Source organism: Streptomyces sp. NPDC093109 (assembly GCF_040701725.1).
GTDB lineage: Bacteria > Actinomycetota > Actinomycetes > Streptomycetales > Streptomycetaceae > Streptomyces.
The window spans coordinates 43,579-62,669 of sequence record NZ_JBFBEZ010000003.1; the positions used below are offsets into that span (position 1 = coordinate 43,579).

The following is a 19,091-nucleotide window of genomic DNA, read 5'->3' on the forward strand; positions in this document are numbered from 1 at the left end:
GCGCGCAGGGCCCCTTCCCGCCGGACCGACCGGACCACGGGCGGGAGGGAGCCCTCGCCCCACCCGCCCCGCCCCATCCCGGCCTCAGCTCAGCCGATGTCCGGCGGATCGATCCGCACGCGCACCGCCGCCACGTCACTGCCCGGACCGCCCGCGCCCCGGGCACCTCCCGCGCCCTGCGCACCCCGGGCGCCCCACCCGGCCCGCGCGGCCTTCAGCGCGGCTGCCAGTGCCGCCCCGCTCCCCGGCGGCACCCGCACCAGCGCCCGCTCCCAGCGCTCCCCGGCCGGCGGATCCCCCAGCCGCCGCGCCCGCGCCCGCGCGCCGTCGCCGAGGGGCGGCGCCACCGGCAGCGGCACCGGTCCCAGCACCTCCGCGTCCGGAGGAAGCTCCGCCGAGGCGAGGAACGGCCCGACCGCGTCCACAGGGCCCATCACCGCCGCCATCCGCGAGACCGGCGGGAAGCCGAGTTCGGCCCGCTCCGACAGCTCGCGCCGCGCGTGCCCGACCGGATCCCACCGTACGAGCGCCTGGACGGGCCGCAGCGTGGGCTCGGCGACGACGACCACCACACCGCCCTCGCTCTGCCCGCGCACCAGTGACCCGGCGTGCGTCCAGCGGCGCAGGGCCTCCTCACCGGCCCGCAGATCGGGCCGTCCGAGCATCGCCCAGCCGTCGAGGAGCAGGGCCGCCGCGTATCCGCCGTCGGCGACGGGTTCGGCGCCGGGGGTGCTGACGACGAGCGCGGGGCGGCCGGAGACTGAGTCGAGCACATGGTCCCGGCCCGAGGTGCGCACGGGCACGGCCGGGAAGGCGCGGCCCAGCTCCTCGGCCGTACGGCGGGCGCCCACGATCTGGGCGCGCAGCCGGAAGCCACCGCACTCCGCGCAGTGCCACCGGCCGGACTCCTCCCGCCCGCACCACCCGCACCACAACTCCCCTTCGCGCGGGGCCTCCAGCGGCCCGGCGCACTGCCCGCACCGGGCGGGGGTCCGGCAGCGTTCACAGGCCAGCCGGGGTACGTAGCCGCGCCGGGGAACCTGGACGAGCACCGGCCCCGATCTGAGCCCGTCCCTGACGGCCTGCCAGGCGAGGCTGGGCAGCCGGGCGGTGCGCGCCGCGCCGTCCCGCGCGAGTTCGCCGTCGCCGATCGTCCGGACGAGCGGTGCGGCGGCCCGTACCGTCTCCCGGTCGGCGGCCAGCGGCAACGCCCAGCCGGTGGCGACGAGTTGGGCGGCCTCGACGGTGCAGCCCGTACCGCCGACGAGGAAGGCGCACGCGGCGTGCGCGGCGCGCAGCAGTAGCACTTCGCGGGCGTGCGGCTGCGGGGCGTGCGGTTCGCTGTGGCTGCCGTCCCCGTCGTCCCAGATCACCACGAGCCCGAGGTCCCGTACGGGCGCGAACATGGCGGCGCGGGTGCCGACCACGGCCCGGACGGAGCCGCGCCGCACGGCCAGCCACTCGCGGTAGCGCTTCTCGGGCCCGGCGTCCGCCGTGAGGAGCGCGTGCCGGCCGTCCCCGAGCAGTTCGGTGAGCGCGGCGTCGACCCGCGCGGCGGCCCGCCCGTCCGGTACGACGACGAGCGCGCCACGCCCGGAGGCCAGCGCCGCGGCGACGGCGCGCGCCAGCTCCGCGGCCCAGTGCGGGCCGGGCAGCGCGGTCCATACGGCCCGGGGCGCGCCGCCCGAGGCGAGCGCGCCGAGAAAGGCGGGCCCGTTCGCGTACCGCTCCCAGGTGCCCGCCTCCGGCGGCTCCGGCGGCGGCAGCGGCTCCGGCGAGGGCTTCGCCTCGGCCCGCGCGTTCCGCGGCGGAACCGCGAGCTGGAGCACGTCCGCGAGGCTGCCCGCGTACCGGTCGGCGACGGCCCGCGCGAGCCCGAGCAGCTCGGCGCCGAGCACCGGCTCCGGCGACACGACGTCGGCGAGCGCGGCGAGCGGCCCCGAGTAGTCCGACTCGGCCCGCCGCTCGACCACGAACCCGTCGATCAGCCGCCCGCCCTCGCGCCGCCCGCCCCGCACCCGGTGCGCCCCGGCCCCGAACCGCACCCGCACCCGCACCCCTGGCTGCGCGGCCTCGTCCAGCTCCTCGGGCACGGCGTAGTCGAAGAACTGATCGAGGTGCAGCACCCCCTTGTTCACCACCACCCGCGCCACCGGCAGCTCCCCCGCCAGCGCGGCCCCCCGCCACGTCCGCGGCTTCGCCCGCGGCACCTTCGCCTGCCGCACGCTCTCCCGAATCAGCGCAAGCTGCTCAGGCCCACCCCCGGCGGGCCCCTCGGACTGCCTGTCGTCGCTGCTCACAGCCCCATACCTACCAGACCCCTCGGACACCGGCCCCCACAGGACGGCATGGGGCCCCGGACACCAGCAACGGTGTCCGGGGCCCCACGGTGTGCCGGAGCGGGATCAGACTCCCGCGGCCTTGCGCAGCGCGTCCACGCGGTCGCGGCGCTCCCAGGTGAAGTCCGGGAGTTCGCGGCCGAAGTGGCCGTACGCGGCGGTCTGGGCGTAGATCGGGCGGAGCAGTTCGAGGTCGCGGATGATCGCGGCCGGGCGGAGGTCGAAGACCTCGGCGATGGCCTGTTCGATCTTCTCCGTGTCGACCGTGGCGGTGCCGAAGGTCTCGACGAAGAGGCCGACCGGCTCGGCCTTGCCGATCGCGTAGGCGACCTGGACCTCGCAGCGCGAGGCGAGGCCCGCGGCGACGACGTTCTTGGCGACCCAGCGCATGGCGTACGCGGCGGAGCGGTCGACCTTGGACGGGTCCTTGCCGGAGAAGGCGCCGCCGCCGTGGCGGGCCATGCCGCCGTAGGTGTCGATGATGATCTTGCGGCCGGTGAGGCCGGCGTCGCCCATCGGGCCGCCGATCTCGAAGCGTCCGGTCGGGTTGACCAGCAGGCGGTAGCCCTCGGTGTCGAGCTTGATGCCGTCGTCGATGAGGCCCTTGAGGACGTGCTCGACGACGAATTCGCGTACGTCGGGCGCGAGCAGCGAGTCCAGGTCGATGTCGGACGCGTGCTGCGAGGAGACGACGACCGTGTCGAGGCGTACCGGCTTGTCGCCGTCGTACTCGATGGTGACCTGGGTCTTGCCGTCGGGGCGCAGGTACGGGATGGTCCCGTTCTTGCGGACCTCGGAGAGGCGGCTGGAGAGCCGGTGCGCGAGGTGGATCGGGAGCGGCATCAGCTCGGGGGTCTCGTCGCAGGCGTACCCGAACATCAGACCCTGGTCGCCGGCGCCCTGCTTGTCCAGCTCGTCCTCATCGCCCTCGACACGGTTCTCGTACGCCGTGTCGACGCCCTGCGCGATGTCGGGCGACTGCGCGCCGATGGACACCGAGACACCGCAGGAGGCTCCGTCGAAGCCCTTTTTCGAGGAGTCGTAGCCGATCTCCAGAATCTTGTTCCGGACGAGCTGCGCGATCGGCGCGTAGGCCTTGGTGGTCACCTCTCCGGCGACATGCACCAGGCCGGTGGTGATCAAGGTCTCCACGGCTACCCGGGAGGACGGGTCCTCTTCGAGGAGGGCGTCGAGAATGGTGTCGCTGATCTGGTCAGCGATCTTGTCGGGGTGACCTTCGGTCACTGACTCCGAGGTGAAGAGACGGCGGGACACATCGCTCCCTGTGGTTGCAGCGGCTGCTGGCTGATCATTGGCGGACCGGCGGGGGGCTGCGGCCCCAAGACGATCCTCTCGACCACTTTATCGGTCGAATCGGGCCACGGGGGCAAGTGTCTCGTTCTGTGGGAGTCACGTTCCGCCCGCGGCACTGCATTATGGTGCACATCCGATGCCCGCGGCCAGAGCGTTCCGCGCCGTTTTCGGGTGTTCCGGCCAATCACCGGCCGGATATCCCGGAACGTGACGAAGGACGCGTCACAGAGATTTCATACGGGCCACGCGGTTTTTCATACGGTCGGGCCGGAGGTTCCGGCCGGAAGCCTGGGCACCACCAGATCCCAGACGGTGTCCGCGAGGGCCTCCTTGGGCCCGTACGGCACCGGCGTCTCGCCGCCGTCCGCCGCCAGCACGACGGCTTCGCTCTCCTCGGCGCCGAAGGTCTTCCGTTCCCCGACCTCATTGACGACCAGCAGGTCACAGCCCTTGCGCCGGAGTTTGTGCCGGCCGTTGGCGAGGACGTCGTCCGTCTCCGCCGCGAAGCCGACGACCACCTGTCCGGAACGCGCCCGCTCGGCAGAGATCTCAGCGAGGATGTCCGGATTGCGAACCAGGGCGACGGGCGCGGGCTCCTCGCCGTCCTTCTTCTTGATCTTGCCCTCGGCGTAGGAGAGCGGCCGGAAATCGGCCACGGCCGCCGCCATGACGACGGCGTCGGCGTCGGCCGCCGCCTTCAGTACGGCTTCGCGCAGCTGTACGGCGGTCCCCACGTGGACCACGTCGACGCCGGCCGGGTCGGTCATCCCCGTATTGGCCTCGACGAGGGTGACCCGCGCCCCCCGGGCGGCGGCGGTACGGGCCAGGGCGTACCCCTGCTTCCCCGAGGAGCGGTTCCCGAGGTAGCGCACCGGATCGAGCGGTTCACGCGTGCCGCCCGCGCTGATCACGACGTGCCGGCCCGCCAGGTCGGGGGCGGCGGCCCCGCGCGCCAGCACCCGGCGGCAGACCTCGAAGATCTCCCCGGGGTCGGGCAGCCGGCCCTTGCCGGTGTCGGCGCCGGTGAGTCGGCCGACGGCGGGCTCGATGACGACGGCGCCACGGCGGCGCAGCGTCGCCACGTTCTCCCGGGTGGCGGGGTGCTCCCACATCTCGGTGTGCATGGCGGGCGCGAAGACGACCGGGCAGCGGGCGGTGAGGAGGGTGTTGGTGAGCAGGTCGTCGGCGAGCCCGTGCGCCGCCCTGGCGAGCAGGTCGGCGGTGGCCGGGGCGACCACGACCAGGTCGGCCGCCTGTCCGATCCGTACGTGCGGTACCTCGTGGACGTCCGTCCAGACCTCGGTGGAGACGGGGTGGCCGGAGAGCGCCGACCAGGTCGCGGCGCCGACGAAGTGCAGTGCCGAGTCGGTCGGTACGACCCGTACGTCGTGGCCGGTCTCGGTCAGCCGGCGCAGCAGCTCGCACGCCTTGTACGCGGCGATGCCGCCCGCGACCCCGAGTACGACCTTCGGCCCGCCGCTCCGCCCCGCCCGCTCGGTCTGGTCCACCACGTCTCGTCTCCCCTCGACACATCCACGGCCCGTACCTACCCTCCCCATGACACACCACAGGCCCGGCGGTCGCGCCGCCGGGCCCGTATGAAGAGTGGTATGTCCTACTGAGCGGGGCCCTCGATGGCCTCGGAGGTCAGCAGGCCCGCGTTGATCTCACGCAGGGCGATCGAGAGCGGCTTCTCGTGGACGTGGGTGTCGACCAGCGGACCGACGTACTCCAGCAGGCCCTCACCGAGCTGCGAGTAGTACGCGTTGATCTGGCGCGCGCGCTTGGCCGCGTAGATCACGAGGCTGTACTTCGAGTCCGTGGCTTCGAGCAGCTCGTCGATCGGAGGGTTGATGATGCCCTCGGGCGTGGTGATGGAAGAGGACACTCTCTTGCCTTCCGGAGATAATTCAGGGAAACACAGGGAAATGCGGGTGAACGGGTAACGCGGGAAAAGCGATGGATCACGGATCGCGGTGATGTGATGCCACAGAAGAGGGCATCATAAATCAAGCAATCGCGACCAAGGCTAGCAGCTCGCGCGCGACGTCCTCGACCGACGTGTTGACCAGCGTCGTATCGAACTCCGACTCGGCGGCCAGTTCCACCTTCGCGGCGGTCAGCCGGCGCTCGATCACCTCGGCCGACTCGGTGCCCCGTCCGGTGAGCCGGCGCACCAGCTCGTCCCAGCTCGGCGGCGCCAGGAAGACCAGCCGCGAATCGGGCAGGGACTCCTTGACCTGCCGGGCGCCCTGGAGATCGATCTCCAGGAGTACCGGCTCGCCCGCCGTCAGCCGGTCGAGGACCGCCTGACGGGGGGTGCCGTACCTGTTGCCCGCGAACTCCGCCCATTCCAGCAGTTCGCCGTTGGCGACCAGCTTGTCGAACTCCTCGTCGGAGACGAAGAAGTACTGGACGCCGTGGCGCTCGCCGGGGCGCGGTTTTCTCGTGGTGGCCGACACCGAGAGCCATACCTCGGGGTGGACCTTGCGCATATGGGCGACGACCGTGCTCTTGCCGACCCCGGAGGGGCCGGAGAGCACGGTCAGCCGCGGTCGTACCTCTGCTGCCATGCAGCGATTATCCAGCTTCCCGGGAGTGCCCGGGAACGTCAGGCCGGCTTACCGCCGAACTCGCGCTCCAGGGAGGCGATCTGGTTGGAACCCAGACCGCGGACGCGGCGGCTTTCGGAGATGCCGAGCCTCTCCATGATCTGCTTGGCGCGGACCTTGCCGACGCCGGGGAGCGATTCGAGCAGCGCGGAGACCTTCATCTTCCCGATGACGTCGTTCTCCCGGCCCTGCTTGATCACGTCGTGAAGCGACGCGCCGGAGTGCTTGAGTCGATTCTTGACCTCGGCCCGCTCCCGGCGAGCCGCGGCGGCCTTTTCGAGCGCGGCTGCGCGCTGTTCAGGGGTAAGGGGCGGAAGAGCCACGCCTACGTCACCTCGGATGTCGAAACTGTCGGATACGGACCGGTGAGGAACTGATCGCCCCACACCAGGGGAGCAACGGGCAACGCACTGCACGTTGGCTCTCGACGGAGACTAGCGGCCAAGGCGGCCCGAGTCAGCGAGAACAGACGAAAAGTCCTGGTCAGCATCGACCGGAGGTAAGATTTGGGGGATTTTGCCCAAGATTTTGGGTGAGAACCCGGTCATCGGCCGTCGCCCCGAATCGCTCCCGACCGCTCCCCCGATCGCGCCCGGACCACTCCAGGACCGCTCCAGGACCACCCCAGGACCGCTCACCACCGCCTCACACGCCGCCGACCGCCGCCCGCACCTCGTCCGCGAAGCGCTCCGCCGCCGACCGCAGGGCGGCCACATCGGGTCCGTGCCGGAGCACGCCCCGGCTGACGCTGGGCACCACATTGCCGACCGCGGCGCCGAATACGCCGGGCAGGTCGGCGGGGGTCGCGCCCTGCGCGCCGATCCCGGGGGCGAGCAGCGGCCCGTTGACGGCGAGATCCACGCCGGCGTCCCCGAGCGTCGCCCCGACCACCGCGCCGACCGAGCCGAGCGGCTCGGCGCCCGCGTTCTCCGCGGCCATGTGGTCCAGCATCACCTGCGCGAGCGAGCGGCCGTCCGCGACGGTGGCGCGCTGCACCTCGGCGCCCTCCGGGTTGGACGTCAGCGCGAGGACGAAGACCCCGGAGCCGGCCGCGGCGGCGGCGTCCAGCGCCGGCCGCAGGGATCCGAAGCCGAGGTACGGGGAGACCGTCACCGCGTCCGAGAAGAGCGGCGCGTCCGGGGCGAGGTAGGTCGCCGCGTACGCGCCCATGGTCGAGCCGATGTCGCCGCGCTTGGCGTCCATCAGGACCAGCGCGCCGGCCGCCCTGGCCTCCGCGACGGCCCGCTCCAGGACGGCGACCCCGCGCGACCCGAAGCGCTCGAAGAACGCCGACTGGGGCTTGAGCACGGCGACCCGGTCGGCCAGCGCCTCCACCACCGTGCGGGTGAAGCGCTCCAGGCCCGCGATGTCGTCGTTCAGGCCCCAGTCCGTGAGCAGTGAGCCGTGCGGGTCGATGCCGACGCAGAGCGGCCCGCGGGTGTCCATGGCGTGGCGCAGCCGCGCCCCGAAGGGGGCGGAGGGGGCGGAGGGGGCGGGGGTGGTCATGCGGTCACCTTCCGGGTGTCGGCGCCGACGGCCTCGGCGAGGGTCGCGTACGGGCTGACGGCGAGCCGCGCCGCGAGCCCCTTGTGGACGGAGCGGCTCCAGAACGGGCCCGCGTAGATGAAGGCGCTGTAGCCCTGGACCAGCGTGGCGCCCGCCAGGATGCGCTGCCAGGCGTCCTCGGCGTTCTCGATGCCGCCGACCCCGACCAGGGTGATCCGGTCGCCCACGCGCGCGTACAGCCGCCGCAGGACCTCCAGGGAGCGCGCCTTCAGGGGCGCGCCCGACAGTCCGCCGGTCTCGGCCGTCAGGGCCGGGTCGGAGACGAGGCCGAGCGTGTCCCGGGCGATGGTGGTGTTGGTGGCGATGATGCCGTCGAGGCCCAGCTCCACGGCGAGGTCGGCGACGGCGTCGATGTCCTCGTCCGCGAGATCGGGCGCGATCTTGACGAGGAGCGGGACGCGCCGCCCGGTGACGGTACGGTCGGCGGCCTCCCGTACGGCGGTGAGCAGCGGCCGGAGCTGGTCGACGGCCTGGAGGCTGCGCAGCCCCGGGGTGTTGGGCGAGCTGACGTTGACGACGAGATAGTCGGCGTGCCGGGCGAGCCGCTCGGTCGACAGCACGTAGTCGCCGGCCGCCTCACTCTCCGGGACGACCTTCGTCTTGCCGATGTTGACGCCGACGGTGGTGCGGAAGACGGCCCTGCGGGCCGCCAGCCGGGCCGCCACGGCCGCCGAGCCCTCGTTGTTGAAGCCCATCCGGTTGATGAGCGCGCGGTCGGGCACGAGCCGGAAGAGCCGCTTCACGGGGTTGCCGGGCTGGGGCTCGCCGGTGACCGTACCGATCTCGACGTGGTCGAAGCCGAGCATCGCCATGCCGTCGATCGCCACGGCGTTCTTGTCGAAGCCGGCCGCCAGCCCGAAGGGGCCGTGCATGCGCAGCCCGAACGCCTCGGTGCGCAGTGCGCGGTACCGGGGTGCCAGGACGGCGGCGACGAAGGTGCGCAGGACGGGGATCCTGGCGGCCAGCCGGATCCACCGGAAGGCCAGGTGGTGGGCGCGTTCGGCGTCCATCCGGCGGAAGAACAGCTGGAAGAAGAGCGAGTACATGCGTGTTTGTCCTCTGGGACCTCATGAAGGAGGGGGACACCGGTTCCGGTGTCCCCCTCTTCGAGCCGGCTAGTCCTGGCGTGCCGCGATCAGATGGTCCGCGTGTTCCTGGAGGGAACGCACGCCCACCTCGCCGTGCTTGAGGGCGTCGATGCCCTGGACGGCGGCGGCCAGCGCCTGGACCGTCGTCAGGCACGGGACGCCGCGTGCCACGGCGGCCGTACGGATGTCGTAGCCGTCGAGCCGGCCGCCGGTGCCGTACGGCGTGTTGACGATGAGGTCGACCCCGCCCGCGTGGATGAGCTGGACGATGGTCTGCTCGCCGTCGGGGCCCTCGCCCTCGCTCTGCTTGCGCACGACGGTGGCGTTGATGCCGTTGCGCCTGAGGACCTCGGCGGTGCCCGAGGTGGCGAGCAGCTCGAAGCCGTGGGCGACCAGCTCGCGCGCCGGGAAGATCATCGAGCGCTTGTCGCGGTTGGCGACGGAGATGAAGGCGCGGCCCTTGGTGGGCAGCGGACCGTAGGCGCCGGCCTGCGACTTGGCGTACGCCGTGCCGAAGGCGGAGTCGATGCCCATGACCTCGCCGGTGGAGCGCATCTCCGGGCCGAGGACGGTGTCCACCCCGCGGCCGTGGATGTCGCGGAAGCGCGACCACGGCATCACGGCCTCCTTGACGGAGATCGGCGCGTCCAGCGGCAGGGTGCCGCCGTCGCCGTGGGCGGGCAGCAGGCCCTCGGCGCGCAGCTCGGCGACGGTCGCGCCGAGCGAGATACGGGCGGCGGCCTTGGCGAGCGGTACGGCGGTCGCCTTCGAGGTGAAGGGGACCGTACGGGAGGCGCGCGGATTGGCCTCCAGGACGTACAGGATGTCGCCGGCCATCGCGAACTGGATGTTGATCAGTCCGCGGACGCCGACCCCGCGCGCGATGGCCTCGGTGGAGGCGCGCAGCCGCTTGATGTCGTGTCCGCCGAGCGTGATGGGCGGCAGGGCGCACGCCGAGTCGCCGGAGTGGATACCGGCCTCCTCGATGTGCTCCATGACGCCGCCGAGGTACAGCTCCGTGCCGTCGTAGAGCGCGTCCACGTCGATCTCGATGGCGTCGTCGAGGAACCTGTCCACCAGGACCGGCCGGCTGGGACTGATCTCGGTGGACTCCGCGATGTACGACGAGAGCCGCGTCTCGTCGTAGACGATCTCCATGCCGCGTCCACCGAGGACGTACGACGGCCGGACGAGGACCGGGTAGCCGATCTCGTCGGCGATGGCCTTGGCCTGGGCGAAGGTGGTGGCGGTGCCGTGCTTGGGCGCGGGCAGTCCGGCCTCGGCGAGCACCCGGCCGAAGGCGCCGCGGTCCTCGGCGGCGTGGATCGCCTCGGGGGGCGTGCCGACGACGGGGACGCCGTTGTCCTTGAGCGCCTGCGCCAGGCCCAGCGGGGTCTGGCCGCCGAGCTGGACGATGACGCCCGCGACCGGCCCGGCCAGCGTCTCGGCGTGCACGATCTCCAGGACGTCCTCCAGGGTGAGCGGCTCGAAGTAGAGCCGGTCGGAGGTGTCGTAGTCGGTGGAGACGGTCTCCGGGTTGCAGTTGACCATCACGGTCTCGTAGCCGCCGACCGGGTTCGGCGCGGCGCTCAGCGCGAAGGAGGCGTGGACGCAGGAGTAGTCGAACTCGATGCCCTGGCCGATGCGGTTGGGGCCCGAGCCGAGGATGATCACGGCGGGCCGCTCGCGCGGCGCGACCTCGCTCTCCTCGTCGTACGAGGAGTAGAAGTACGGGGTCTTCGCGGCGAACTCGGCGGCGCAGGTGTCGACCGTCTTGTAGACGGGGCGGATGCCGAGCGCGTGCCTGACCTCCCGTACGACGTCCTCGCGCAGCCCGCGGATCCCGGCGATCTGCGCGTCGGAGAAGCCGTGGCGCTTGGCGTCGGCGAGCAGCTCGGGGTCGAGCTTGTCGGCGGCGGCCAGCTCGTCCGCGTACTCCTTGATCAGGAACAGCTGGTCGACGAACCACGGGTCGATCTTCGTGGCGTCGAAGATCTCCTCGGGGGTGGCGCCGGCGCGCATGGCCCGCATGACGGTGTTGATCCGGCCGTCGGTGGGGACCTTGGCGGTCTCCAGCAGCGCGTGCTTCTCCGCGTCGCCACCCGGGTCGCCGGTGAAGTCGAACTGGCTGCCGGTCTTCTCCAGGGAGCGCAGCGCCTTCTGGAGCGCCTCGGTGAAGTTGCGGCCGATGGCCATGGCCTCGCCGACCGATTTCATGGTGGTGGTGAGGCTGGCGTCGGCGGCAGGGAACTTCTCGAAGGCGAAGCGCGGCACCTTGACGACGACGTAGTCGAGGGTGGGCTCGAAGGACGCCGGGGTCTTCTCGGTGATGTCGTTGGGGATCTCGTCCAGCGTGTAGCCGATGGCGAGCCGGGCGGCGATCTTGGCGATCGGGAAGCCGGTGGCCTTGGAGGCGAGCGCGGAGGAGCGGGAGACGCGCGGGTTCATCTCGATGACGATGACGCGGCCGTCGTCGGGGTTGATCGCGAACTGGATGTTGCAGCCGCCGGTGTCGACGCCGACCTCGCGGATGACGGCGATGCCGACGTCGCGCAGGATCTGGTACTCGCGGTCGGTGAGCGTCATGGCGGGCGCGACGGTGATCGAGTCGCCGGTGTGCACGCCCATCGGGTCGAAGTTCTCGATGGAGCAGACGACCACGACGTTGTCGTGCTTGTCGCGCATCAGCTCCAGCTCGTACTCCTTCCAGCCGAGGATGGACTCCTCCAGGAGCACCTCGGTGGTCGGGGAGAGCATCAGGCCCTGTCCGGCGATCCGGCGCAGGTCCTCCTCGTTGTGCGCGAAGCCGGAGCCGGCGCCGCCCATGGTGAAGGAGGGGCGGACGACGACGGGGTAGCCGCCGAGCGTCTCCACGCCGCCGATGACGTCGTCCATGGTGTGGCAGATGACCGAGCGCGCGGACTCGCCGTGGCCGATCTTCTCCTTGACGGCGGCGACGACGCCCTTGAAGAGGTCGCGGTCCTCGCCCTTGTTGATCGCCTCGACATTGGCGCCGATCAGCTCGACGCCGTACTTGTCGAGCGTGCCCGCGTCGTGGAGGGAGATCGCGGTGTTGAGCGCGGTCTGGCCGCCGAGGGTCGGCAGCAGCGCGTCGGGGCGCTCCTTGGCGATGATCTTCTCGACGAACTCGGGGGTGATCGGCTCGACGTAGGTGGCGTCGGCGATCTCCGGGTCGGTCATGATCGTCGCCGGGTTGGAGTTGACCAGGATGACGCGCAGGCCCTCGGCCTTGAGGACGCGGCAGGCCTGGGTTCCTGAGTAGTCGAATTCAGCGGCCTGGCCGATGACGATCGGTCCTGAACCGATGACCAGGACGGACTGGATATCGGTGCGCTTAGGCACGCTGGTCCTCCATGAGCTGTACGAAGCGGTCGAACAGGTACGCGGCGTCGTGCGGGCCCGCGGCTGCCTCGGGGTGGTACTGGACGCTGAAGACCGGCCGGTCGAGCAGCCTGAGCCCCTCGACGACGTTGTCGTTGAGGCAGACGTGCGAGACCTCGGCGCGGCCGTAGGGGGTGTCGGAGACGCGGTCGAGCGGGGCGTCGACGGCGAATCCGTGGTTGTGCGCGGTGACCTCGACCTTCCCGGTCGTACGGTCCTGGACGGGCTGGTTGATGCCGCGGTGGCCGTACTTCAGCTTGTACGTGCCGAAGCCCAGCGCGCGGCCGAGGAGCTGGTTGCCGAAGCAGATCCCGAAGAGCGGGGTGCCGCGCTCCAGGACGCCCTTGACGACGGTGAGGTCGGCGGTGGCCGGGTCGCCGGGGCCGTTGGAGAGGAAGACGCCGTCGGGGGCGGTGGCGTAGACCTCGTCCAGCGTGGCGGTGGCGGGCAGGACGTGCACCTCGATGCCGCGCTCGGCCATCCGGTGCGGGGTCATGCCCTTGATGCCGAGGTCGAGGGCTGCGACGGTGAAGCGCTTCTCGCCGATCGCGGGGACGACGTACGCCTCGGTGGTGGAGACCTCGGCGGAGAGGTCGGCGCCGGTCATCTCGGGGGCCTGCTGGACGCGGGCGAGCAGCGTCGCGCCGTCCGCCAGGGACTCCCCGGAGAAGATGCCGACGCGCATCGCGCCGCGCTCGCGCAGATGGCGGGTGAGGGCGCGGGTGTCGATGCCGCTGATGCCGACGACGCCCTGGGCGGTCAGCTCGTCGTCGAGGGTGCGCCTGGAGCGCCAGTTGGACGGGGTGCGGGCGGGGTCGCGGACGACATAGCCGGAGACCCAGATGCGCCGGGACTCGGCGTCCTCGTCGTTGACGCCGGTGTTGCCGATGTGCGGGGCGGTCATGACGACCACCTGGCGGTGGTACGACGGGTCGGTGAGGGTCTCCTGGTAGCCGGTCATGCCGGTGGAGAACACGGCCTCGCCGAAGGTCTCCCCCACGGCCCCGTAGGCACGGCCGCGGAAGGTGCGGCCGTCCTCCAGGACGAGTACGGCGGGAGACGCCTGGGCGCGGGCGGTTCCGCGGGCGGTTCCCCTGGTGGAGGTGGTCATCGTGCGGGGCCTTCCGTCGTGATCATGTGGTTCATGGAGTTGATGGCCTCGACCCAGGCCGTGTGGTCGGCCGAGTGGTCGGAGCGGAAGCCGGAGTCGAGCAGCGTGCCGCCGTGTTCCCACGTGACGACGAGCAGCCCGCCCTCGGCGAGGACCTTGCCGGCGATGCCCTTGTCGAGCCGGGCCTCGCGGAGCTGGTCCGCGGGGATGAAGAAGTCGTTCGCCCCGGGGCGTACGACGTCCAGACCGGCGTCGGTGAGCGTCAGCTCGACGCGGCTGCGGGAGCCGAGGCCGTGGGCGACGATGCGGTCGAGCCACTGCCCGGCGGTGGTGGAGCCGTGGTAGCGGCCGACGAGTACGGGGAGCCTCGCCTCGCCGGTGGGCAGGGCCTGCCCACCGGTGGTCAGGGCCTGCCCACCGGTGGGCAGGGCCTCCCCACCGGTGGTCCGCGGCGCGGTGGGCAGCTCGGGCAGGCCGGACTGGAGGGAGCCGCGCCACTTCCAGCCCTGCCGCATCAGCCAGTACACCAGCGTGATGAAGAGCAGCAGCCCGACGACCCAGCCGAGCCGGGCGGCCCAGTCGGTCACGTCCGCCGATTTCTGCTCGGCGGCCAGGGGCAGGAGGTGCTTCGCGCTGGCCACGCGTGTGATGTCCGTCATGCCTGTCACGTCAGATTCCCGTCGACGACCGTGGCGCGGCCCCGCAGGAAGGTGTGGGTGACACGTCCCGGCAGCTCGCGGCCCTCGTACGGGGTGTTGCGGCTGCGGGAGGCGAAGCCCGTGGGGTCCACGGCACCACGGTATGCCGGATCGACCAGGGTGAGGTTGGCGGGCTCGCCTGCCGAGACGGGGCGGCCGTGGCCGGCCAGCCGGCCGATGCGCGCCGGACGGACCGACATGCGGTCGGCGACGCCGGCCCAGTCGAGCAGTCCGGTCTCGACCATCGTCTGCTGGACCACCGACAGGGCGGTCTCCAGGCCCACCATGCCCATGGCGGCGGCGGCCCACTCGCAGTCCTTGTCCTCGTGCGGGTGCGGGGCGTGGTCGGTGGCGACGCAGTCGATGGTGCCGTCGGCGAGGGCCGTGCGCAGGGCGAGGACGTCGGCCTCGGTGCGCAGCGGCGGGTTCACCTTGTAGACGGGGTTGTACGTCCGGACGAGTTCGTCGGTGAGCAGCAGGTGGTGCGGGGTGACCTCGGCGGTGACGTTCCAGCCCTTGGACTTCGCCCAGCGCACCAGCTCGACCGAGCCTGCGGTGGAGAGGTGGCAGATGTGGACGCGGGAGCCGACGTGGGCGGCGAGCAGGACATCGCGGGCGATGATCGACTCCTCGGCCACGGCGGGCCAGCCGCCGAGCCCCAGCTCGGCGGAGACGACGCCCTCGTTCATCTGCGCGCCCTCGGTGAGCCGGGGCTCCTGGGCGTGCTGGGCGATGACGCCGTCGAACGCCTTCACGTACTCCAGCGCCCTGCGCATGATCACCGCGTCGTCGACGCACTTGCCGTCGTCGGAGAAGACGCGCACGTTGGCGGCGGAGTCGTGCATGGCGCCCAGCTCGGCGAGGTGCTTGCCCTCCAGGCCTACGGTGACGGCGCCGACCGGCTGGACGTCGCAGTAGCCGGACTCGCGGCCGAGCCGCCAGACCTGCTCGACGACGCCGGCGGTGTCGGCCACGGGGAAGGTGTTGGCCATGGCGTGCACGGCGGTGAAGCCGCCCACGGCGGCGGCCTTGGTGCCGGTCAGCACGGTCTCGGAGTCCTCGCGGCCCGGCTCGCGCAGATGCGTGTGGAGGTCGACCAGACCGGGCAGCAGGACCAGGCCGGCCGCGTCGACGACGGTGGCGTCGCCGGCGTCCAGTCCGGTGCCCACGGCCGCGATGGTCTCGCCGTCGATCAGTACGTCCCGCACCTCGCCGCCGAGGATCCGCGCGCCCCTGACAAGAGTCTTGCTCATGATTACTTGGTCTCCTCGGTGCGGGCTTCGGTGCGGATGTCGGTACGGGATTCGGTACGGGACGCGGTGACGGCGGGCTCGTTGCCGCCCAGCAGCAGGTAGAGCACGGCCATCCGGATCGAGACGCCGTTGGCGACCTGCTCGACGGCGGTGCAGCGGTCGGAGTCGGCGACCTCGGCGGTGATCTCCATGCCGCGGTTCATCGGTCCGGGGTGCATGACGACGGAGTGCCCGGGCATCCGGCCCATCCGGTCGCCGTTCAGGCCGTAGCGGCGCGCGTACTCGCGCTCGGTCGGGAAGAACGCCGCGTTCATCCGCTCGCGCTGGACGCGCAGCATCATCACGGCGTCGGACGCGGGCAGCACCCGGTCCAGATCGTACGAGACCTCGCACGGCCAGTGCTCGACGCCGATCGGTACGAGGGTGGGCGGGGCGACCAGCGTGACGTGGGCGCCCAGCGTGTGCAGCAGCAGGACGTTCGAGCGGGCGACCCGGCTGTGCAGTACGTCGCCGACGATCGTGACCCGGCGCCCTTCGAGGTCGCGTCCGATGCCGGTGTCCGCGCCGACCAGCCGGCGGCGCAGGGTGAAGGCGTCCAGCAGCGCCTGGGTGGGGTGCTCGTGGGTGCCGTCGCCCGCGTTGACGACCGCGCCGTCGATCCAGCCGGAGGTGGCGAGCCGGTACGGGGCGCCCGAGGCGGGGTGCCGGATGACGACGGAGTCGGCGCCCATCGCCTCCAGGGTGAGGGCGGTGTCCTTGAGGGATTCGCCCTTCGAGACGGACGAGCCCTTGGCCGAGAAGTTGATCACATCGGCGGAGAGCCGCTTGGCGGCGGCCTCGAAGGAGATCCGGGTGCGGGTCGAGTCCTCGAAGAAGAGATTGACGACGGTACGGCCGCGCAGGGTCGGCAGCTTCTTGATGGGCCGGTCGGCGACCCGGGCCATCTCCTCGGCGGTGTCGAGGATCGATACGGCCTCGTCACGGCTGAGGTCGCCGGCGGAGATGAGATGGCCGGGCGTGCGGGGGCTTGCCCCGGGGAGACGCAGCATCGGGAGAGTGCTCCGGTTGTCTGGGGTGTACGGGCGTACGGGCGCGCTGACGGCGTCCCGTACCGGAGGCGCGCGGAGACGTCCGTACGTAGTACGGACGCGCGCTGGTGACGGTCGGGCGCGCCGCTACTGCTCGCCGGACGCGGCGGGCTGCTGGAGGCCGAGCAGCACGGTGTCCCGGCCGTCCTCCTCGGCGAGCTGGACCTTGACCGTCTCCCGCAGGGACGTGGGGAGGTTCTTGCCGACGTAGTCGGCGCGGATCGGCAGCTCGCGATGGCCCCGGTCGACCAGGACGGCGAGCTGTACGGCCCGGGGGCGTCCGATGTCGCCGAGCGCGTCGAGGGCGGCGCGGATCGTACGGCCGGAGAAGAGCACGTCGTCGACCAGGACGACGAGCCGTCCGTCGACGCCGTCGCCCGGGATGTCGGTACGGGCCAGCGCGCGGGCAGGCCGCAGCCGCAGGTCGTCGCGGTACATGGTGATGTCGAGGGAGCCGACCGGGATCGAGCGGCCGGTGATCTCGGCCAGTTTTTCGGCCAGTCTCCGGGCCAGGAAAACGCCTCGGGTCGGGATGCCGAGCAGCACGACGTCGTCGGCGCCCTTGGCGCGTTCGACGATCTCGTGGGCGATCCGGGTCAGCACCCGAGCGATGTCGGGGGCTTCCAGGACGGCGCGCGCGCCGCTCTCACCGGTGATGTGGGTGTCCATCGGAAACGGACCTCCTTCTCCGCCTCACGGGACGGCTCTTAAAGGACGTCGGAATTACGCCACCCAGGCTAGCAGGACGTCCGCGCGCCATCGGGCCGCACCCCCGCCCCCGAGGCGGGCGGGGAGGGCGGCGCGGACCTGGTGCGGACCTTGTCACGCCTCCTTCGGCTTGACGCATCCAAGTAACGCTGCGTAACCTCACAGTGAGTTACCAACCACGCGGCGGAGCCGCACAATGTTCCAGCGTCCGGGGAGCTACATGTCCAGCGAATACGCAAAGCAGCTCGGGGCCAAGCTCCGCGCCATCCGCACCCAGCAGGGCCTCTCGCTCCATGGCGTGGAGGAGAAGTCCCAGGGCCGCTGGAAGGCAGTGGTGGTCGGTTCGTACGAGCGCGGCGACCGTGCGGTCACGGTGCAGCGCCTCGCCGAGCTGGCGGATTTCTACGGGGTCCCGGTGCAGGAGCTGCTTCCCGGCACCACCCCCGGTGGAGCCGCAGAGCCGCCGCCGAAGCTCGTTCTCGACCTTGAGCGGCTGGCCCACGTGCCGCAGGAGAAGGCGGGCCCGCTCCAGCGCTACGCTGCCACGATCCAGAGCCAGCGCGGGGATTACAACGGCAAGGTCCTGTCGATCCGCCAGGACGACCTGCGCACGCTTGCCGTGATCTACGACCAGTCGCCGTCGGTCCTGACCGAACAGCTCATCAGCTGGGGTGTCCTGGACGCGGACGCGCGTCGCGCGGTCGCCCACGACGAGGGCTGACCGGGCAGAAACGTCACCTCCGGAGGGTGGATCCGTCTCGTACGGATCCACCCTCCGGTGCGTGGAGCGCCGGCCGGGGTGCGTGGACGGCCGGCGGGCCCCCGCGCGGCGGGGGCCCGACAGGCTCTCGGGCGCGGCGTCTCAGGCGCGGCGGAGATTCTGCTTGAGTCCCTTGAAGCGGCCGAGCAGTCCATTGACGAACGCCGGGGAGTCGTCGTTGCTGAACTCCTTGGCGAGCTGGACGGCCTCGTCGATCGCCACCGCGTCCGGGGTCTCGTCCTCCCAGATCAGCTCGTACGCGCCGAGCCGCACGATGTTCCGGTCCGCGACCGGCATCCGGTCGATCTCCCAGTCCACCGCGTAGGTCGAGATCAGTTCGTCGATACGGGCGACATGCTCCGCGTACCCCTCGACGAGCTGCATGGTGTACTCGTTGACCGGCGGCTGGCGGTCGTCGCTCCGGGAGTGCCGTACCCAGTCCGCGAGGACCGTCTGTACGGTTTCCCCGCGCTGGTCCGCCTCGAAGAGAATCTGGAAGGCGCGCTTTCGGGCCTTGCTCCGGGCAGCCACGGTTAGCTGTTCACCCGGCCGAGGTAATCGCCCGAACGGGTGTCGACCTTGATCTTCTCACCGGTGGTGATGAAGAGCGGAACACCGATCTCGTAGCCGGTCTCCAGCGTCGCCGGCTTGGTGCCACCGGTGGAACGGTCGCCCTGGACGCCCGGGTCGGTGTGCTGGATCGTGAGCTCGACGGCGGCGGGCAGCTCGACGTAGAGCACCTCGCCCTCGTGCGTGGCGACGCTGGCCTTGAAGCCCTCGATGAGGAAGTTCGCGGCGTCACCGACCGACTTGCGGTCGATCATCAGCTGGTCGTACGTCTCCATGTCCATGAAGACGAAGTACTCGCCGTCCATGTAGGAGAACTCCATGTCGCGGCGGTCGACGGTGGCCGTCTCGACCTTCACGCCGGCGTTGAAGGTCTTGTCGACGACCTTGCCGGAGAGCACGTTCTTCAGCTTGGTGCGCACGAAGGCCGGGCCCTTGCCGGGCTTGACGTGCTGAAACTCGACGACGGACCAGAGCTGGCCCCCGTCGAGCTTGAGCACCAGGCCGTTCTTGAGGTCGTTCGTGGAAGCCACGGTTGCGGAATCTCCTGGACTGGTGGACGACCGAGGGGCCCGCGCGGACACG

The 19,091-nt window shown here is 71.5% G+C and carries 17 protein-coding genes; 1 reads left to right on the plus strand and 16 read right to left on the minus strand.

All coding sequences use genetic code 11. From position 1 onward, the window contains the following. Window positions 1-89: 89 nt before the first annotated feature. From AB0389_RS04505 to pyrR, 14 genes are all read right to left on the minus strand, one after another. Window positions 90-2,300 (minus strand): primosomal protein N', encoded by a 2,211-nt coding sequence (locus AB0389_RS04505; RefSeq protein ID WP_366393823.1) that lies wholly within the window; start codon window positions 2,298-2,300, stop codon window positions 90-92. A 105-nt stretch (window positions 2,301-2,405) separates the two neighbouring features. Continuing rightward, window positions 2,406-3,614: a methionine adenosyltransferase gene (gene metK / locus AB0389_RS04510; RefSeq protein WP_366393824.1), complete on the minus strand. Its 1,209-nt coding sequence runs from the start codon at window positions 3,612-3,614 to the stop codon at window positions 2,406-2,408. A 293-nt stretch (window positions 3,615-3,907) separates the two neighbouring features. Continuing rightward, the gene (coaBC, locus tag AB0389_RS04515) at window positions 3,908-5,161 is read right to left on the minus strand and encodes a bifunctional phosphopantothenoylcysteine decarboxylase/phosphopantothenate--cysteine ligase CoaBC (RefSeq protein WP_366394078.1); all 1,254 of its coding nucleotides are present in this window, start codon (window positions 5,159-5,161) and stop codon (window positions 3,908-3,910) included. Between the two features lie 107 nt (window positions 5,162-5,268). Beyond that, a complete protein-coding gene (rpoZ, locus tag AB0389_RS04520; protein ID WP_003970369.1) occupies window positions 5,269-5,541 on the minus strand; it encodes a DNA-directed RNA polymerase subunit omega in 273 nt (90 codons plus the stop codon). Window positions 5,542-5,662: 121 nt separating this feature from the next. Then, on the minus strand, window positions 5,663-6,226 hold the full coding sequence (gene gmk, locus AB0389_RS04525) for a guanylate kinase (RefSeq protein WP_366393825.1): 564 nt from the start codon (window positions 6,224-6,226) through the stop codon (window positions 5,663-5,665). Window positions 6,227-6,264: 38 nt separating this feature from the next. Then, a complete protein-coding gene (locus AB0389_RS04530; protein ID WP_366393826.1) occupies window positions 6,265-6,588 on the minus strand; it encodes an integration host factor in 324 nt (107 codons plus the stop codon). A gap of 322 nt (window positions 6,589-6,910) precedes the next feature. Then, a complete protein-coding gene (pyrF, locus tag AB0389_RS04535; RefSeq protein ID WP_366393827.1) occupies window positions 6,911-7,771 on the minus strand; it encodes an orotidine-5'-phosphate decarboxylase in 861 nt (286 codons plus the stop codon). Further along, on the minus strand, window positions 7,768-8,877 hold the full coding sequence (locus tag AB0389_RS04540; protein ID WP_366393828.1) for a quinone-dependent dihydroorotate dehydrogenase: 1,110 nt from the start codon (window positions 8,875-8,877) through the stop codon (window positions 7,768-7,770). Before AB0389_RS04540 ends, pyrF begins: the two co-directional genes overlap by 4 nt. 69 nt (window positions 8,878-8,946) lie before the next feature. Beyond that, on the minus strand, window positions 8,947-12,282 hold the full coding sequence (gene carB / locus AB0389_RS04545) for a carbamoyl-phosphate synthase large subunit (RefSeq protein ID WP_366393829.1): 3,336 nt from the start codon (window positions 12,280-12,282) through the stop codon (window positions 8,947-8,949). Next, window positions 12,275-13,432 (minus strand): glutamine-hydrolyzing carbamoyl-phosphate synthase small subunit, encoded by a 1,158-nt coding sequence (gene carA, locus AB0389_RS04550; protein WP_366393831.1) that lies wholly within the window; start codon window positions 13,430-13,432, stop codon window positions 12,275-12,277. The genes carB and carA overlap by 8 nt, the downstream gene beginning before the upstream one ends. Continuing rightward, window positions 13,429-14,091 carry a hypothetical protein gene (locus AB0389_RS04555; RefSeq protein WP_366393833.1) on the minus strand — a complete coding sequence of 221 codons (663 nt, stop codon included), beginning with the start codon at window positions 14,089-14,091 and terminating at the stop codon, window positions 13,429-13,431. Before AB0389_RS04555 ends, carA begins: the two co-directional genes overlap by 4 nt. A 5-nt stretch (window positions 14,092-14,096) precedes the next feature. Then, window positions 14,097-15,383 carry a dihydroorotase gene (locus AB0389_RS04560; RefSeq protein ID WP_366393834.1) on the minus strand — a complete coding sequence of 429 codons (1,287 nt, stop codon included), beginning with the start codon at window positions 15,381-15,383 and terminating at the stop codon, window positions 14,097-14,099. Between the two features lie 2 nt (window positions 15,384-15,385). Beyond that, on the minus strand, window positions 15,386-16,432 hold the full coding sequence (locus tag AB0389_RS04565) for an aspartate carbamoyltransferase catalytic subunit (protein WP_366393835.1): 1,047 nt from the start codon (window positions 16,430-16,432) through the stop codon (window positions 15,386-15,388). Window positions 16,433-16,558: 126 nt separating this feature from the next. Continuing rightward, entirely contained in the window at window positions 16,559-17,140 is a 582-nt protein-coding gene (pyrR, locus tag AB0389_RS04570) for a bifunctional pyr operon transcriptional regulator/uracil phosphoribosyltransferase PyrR (protein ID WP_366393836.1), read from the minus strand. 259 nt (window positions 17,141-17,399) lie between these two features. Here pyrR and bldD point away from each other — a divergent pair, with 259 nt between their 5' ends. Continuing rightward, window positions 17,400-17,900, plus strand: a complete 501-nt coding sequence (gene bldD, locus AB0389_RS04575) for a transcriptional regulator BldD (RefSeq protein ID WP_023542978.1) — start codon at window positions 17,400-17,402, stop codon at window positions 17,898-17,900. Between the two features lie 141 nt (window positions 17,901-18,041). Here the strand turns inward: bldD and nusB are convergent, their stop codons facing one another. Next, window positions 18,042-18,470 carry a transcription antitermination factor NusB gene (nusB, locus tag AB0389_RS04580; RefSeq protein WP_366393837.1) on the minus strand — a complete coding sequence of 143 codons (429 nt, stop codon included), beginning with the start codon at window positions 18,468-18,470 and terminating at the stop codon, window positions 18,042-18,044. Window positions 18,471-18,472: 2 nt separating this feature from the next. Continuing rightward, window positions 18,473-19,039, minus strand: a complete 567-nt coding sequence (gene efp, locus AB0389_RS04585; RefSeq protein WP_366393838.1) for an elongation factor P — start codon at window positions 19,037-19,039, stop codon at window positions 18,473-18,475. Between the last annotated feature and the right edge of the window lie 52 nt (window positions 19,040-19,091).

Bases quoted from the DNA above. Each gene is read 5' to 3' on its own strand.
- gmk (WP_366393825.1), bottom strand. From the start codon at position 6,226: ATGGCAGCAGAGGTACGACCGCGGCTGACCGTGCTCTCCGGCCCCTCC.
- pyrF (WP_366393827.1), bottom strand. From the start codon at position 7,771: ATGACCACCCCCGCCCCCTCCGCCCCCTCCGCCCCCTTCGGGGCGCGG.
- AB0389_RS04540 (WP_366393828.1), bottom strand. From the start codon at position 8,877: ATGTACTCGCTCTTCTTCCAGCTGTTCTTCCGCCGGATGGACGCCGAA.
- carA (WP_366393831.1), bottom strand. From the start codon at position 13,432: ATGACCACCTCCACCAGGGGAACCGCCCGCGGAACCGCCCGCGCCCAG.
- AB0389_RS04555 (WP_366393833.1), bottom strand. From the start codon at position 14,091: ATGACGGACATCACACGCGTGGCCAGCGCGAAGCACCTCCTGCCCCTG.
- AB0389_RS04560 (WP_366393834.1), bottom strand. From the start codon at position 15,383: ATGAGCAAGACTCTTGTCAGGGGCGCGCGGATCCTCGGCGGCGAGGTG.
- AB0389_RS04565 (WP_366393835.1), bottom strand. From the start codon at position 16,432: ATGCTGCGTCTCCCCGGGGCAAGCCCCCGCACGCCCGGCCATCTCATC.
- pyrR (WP_366393836.1), bottom strand. From the start codon at position 17,140: ATGGACACCCACATCACCGGTGAGAGCGGCGCGCGCGCCGTCCTGGAA.
- bldD (WP_023542978.1), top strand. From the start codon at position 17,400: ATGTCCAGCGAATACGCAAAGCAGCTCGGGGCCAAGCTCCGCGCCATC.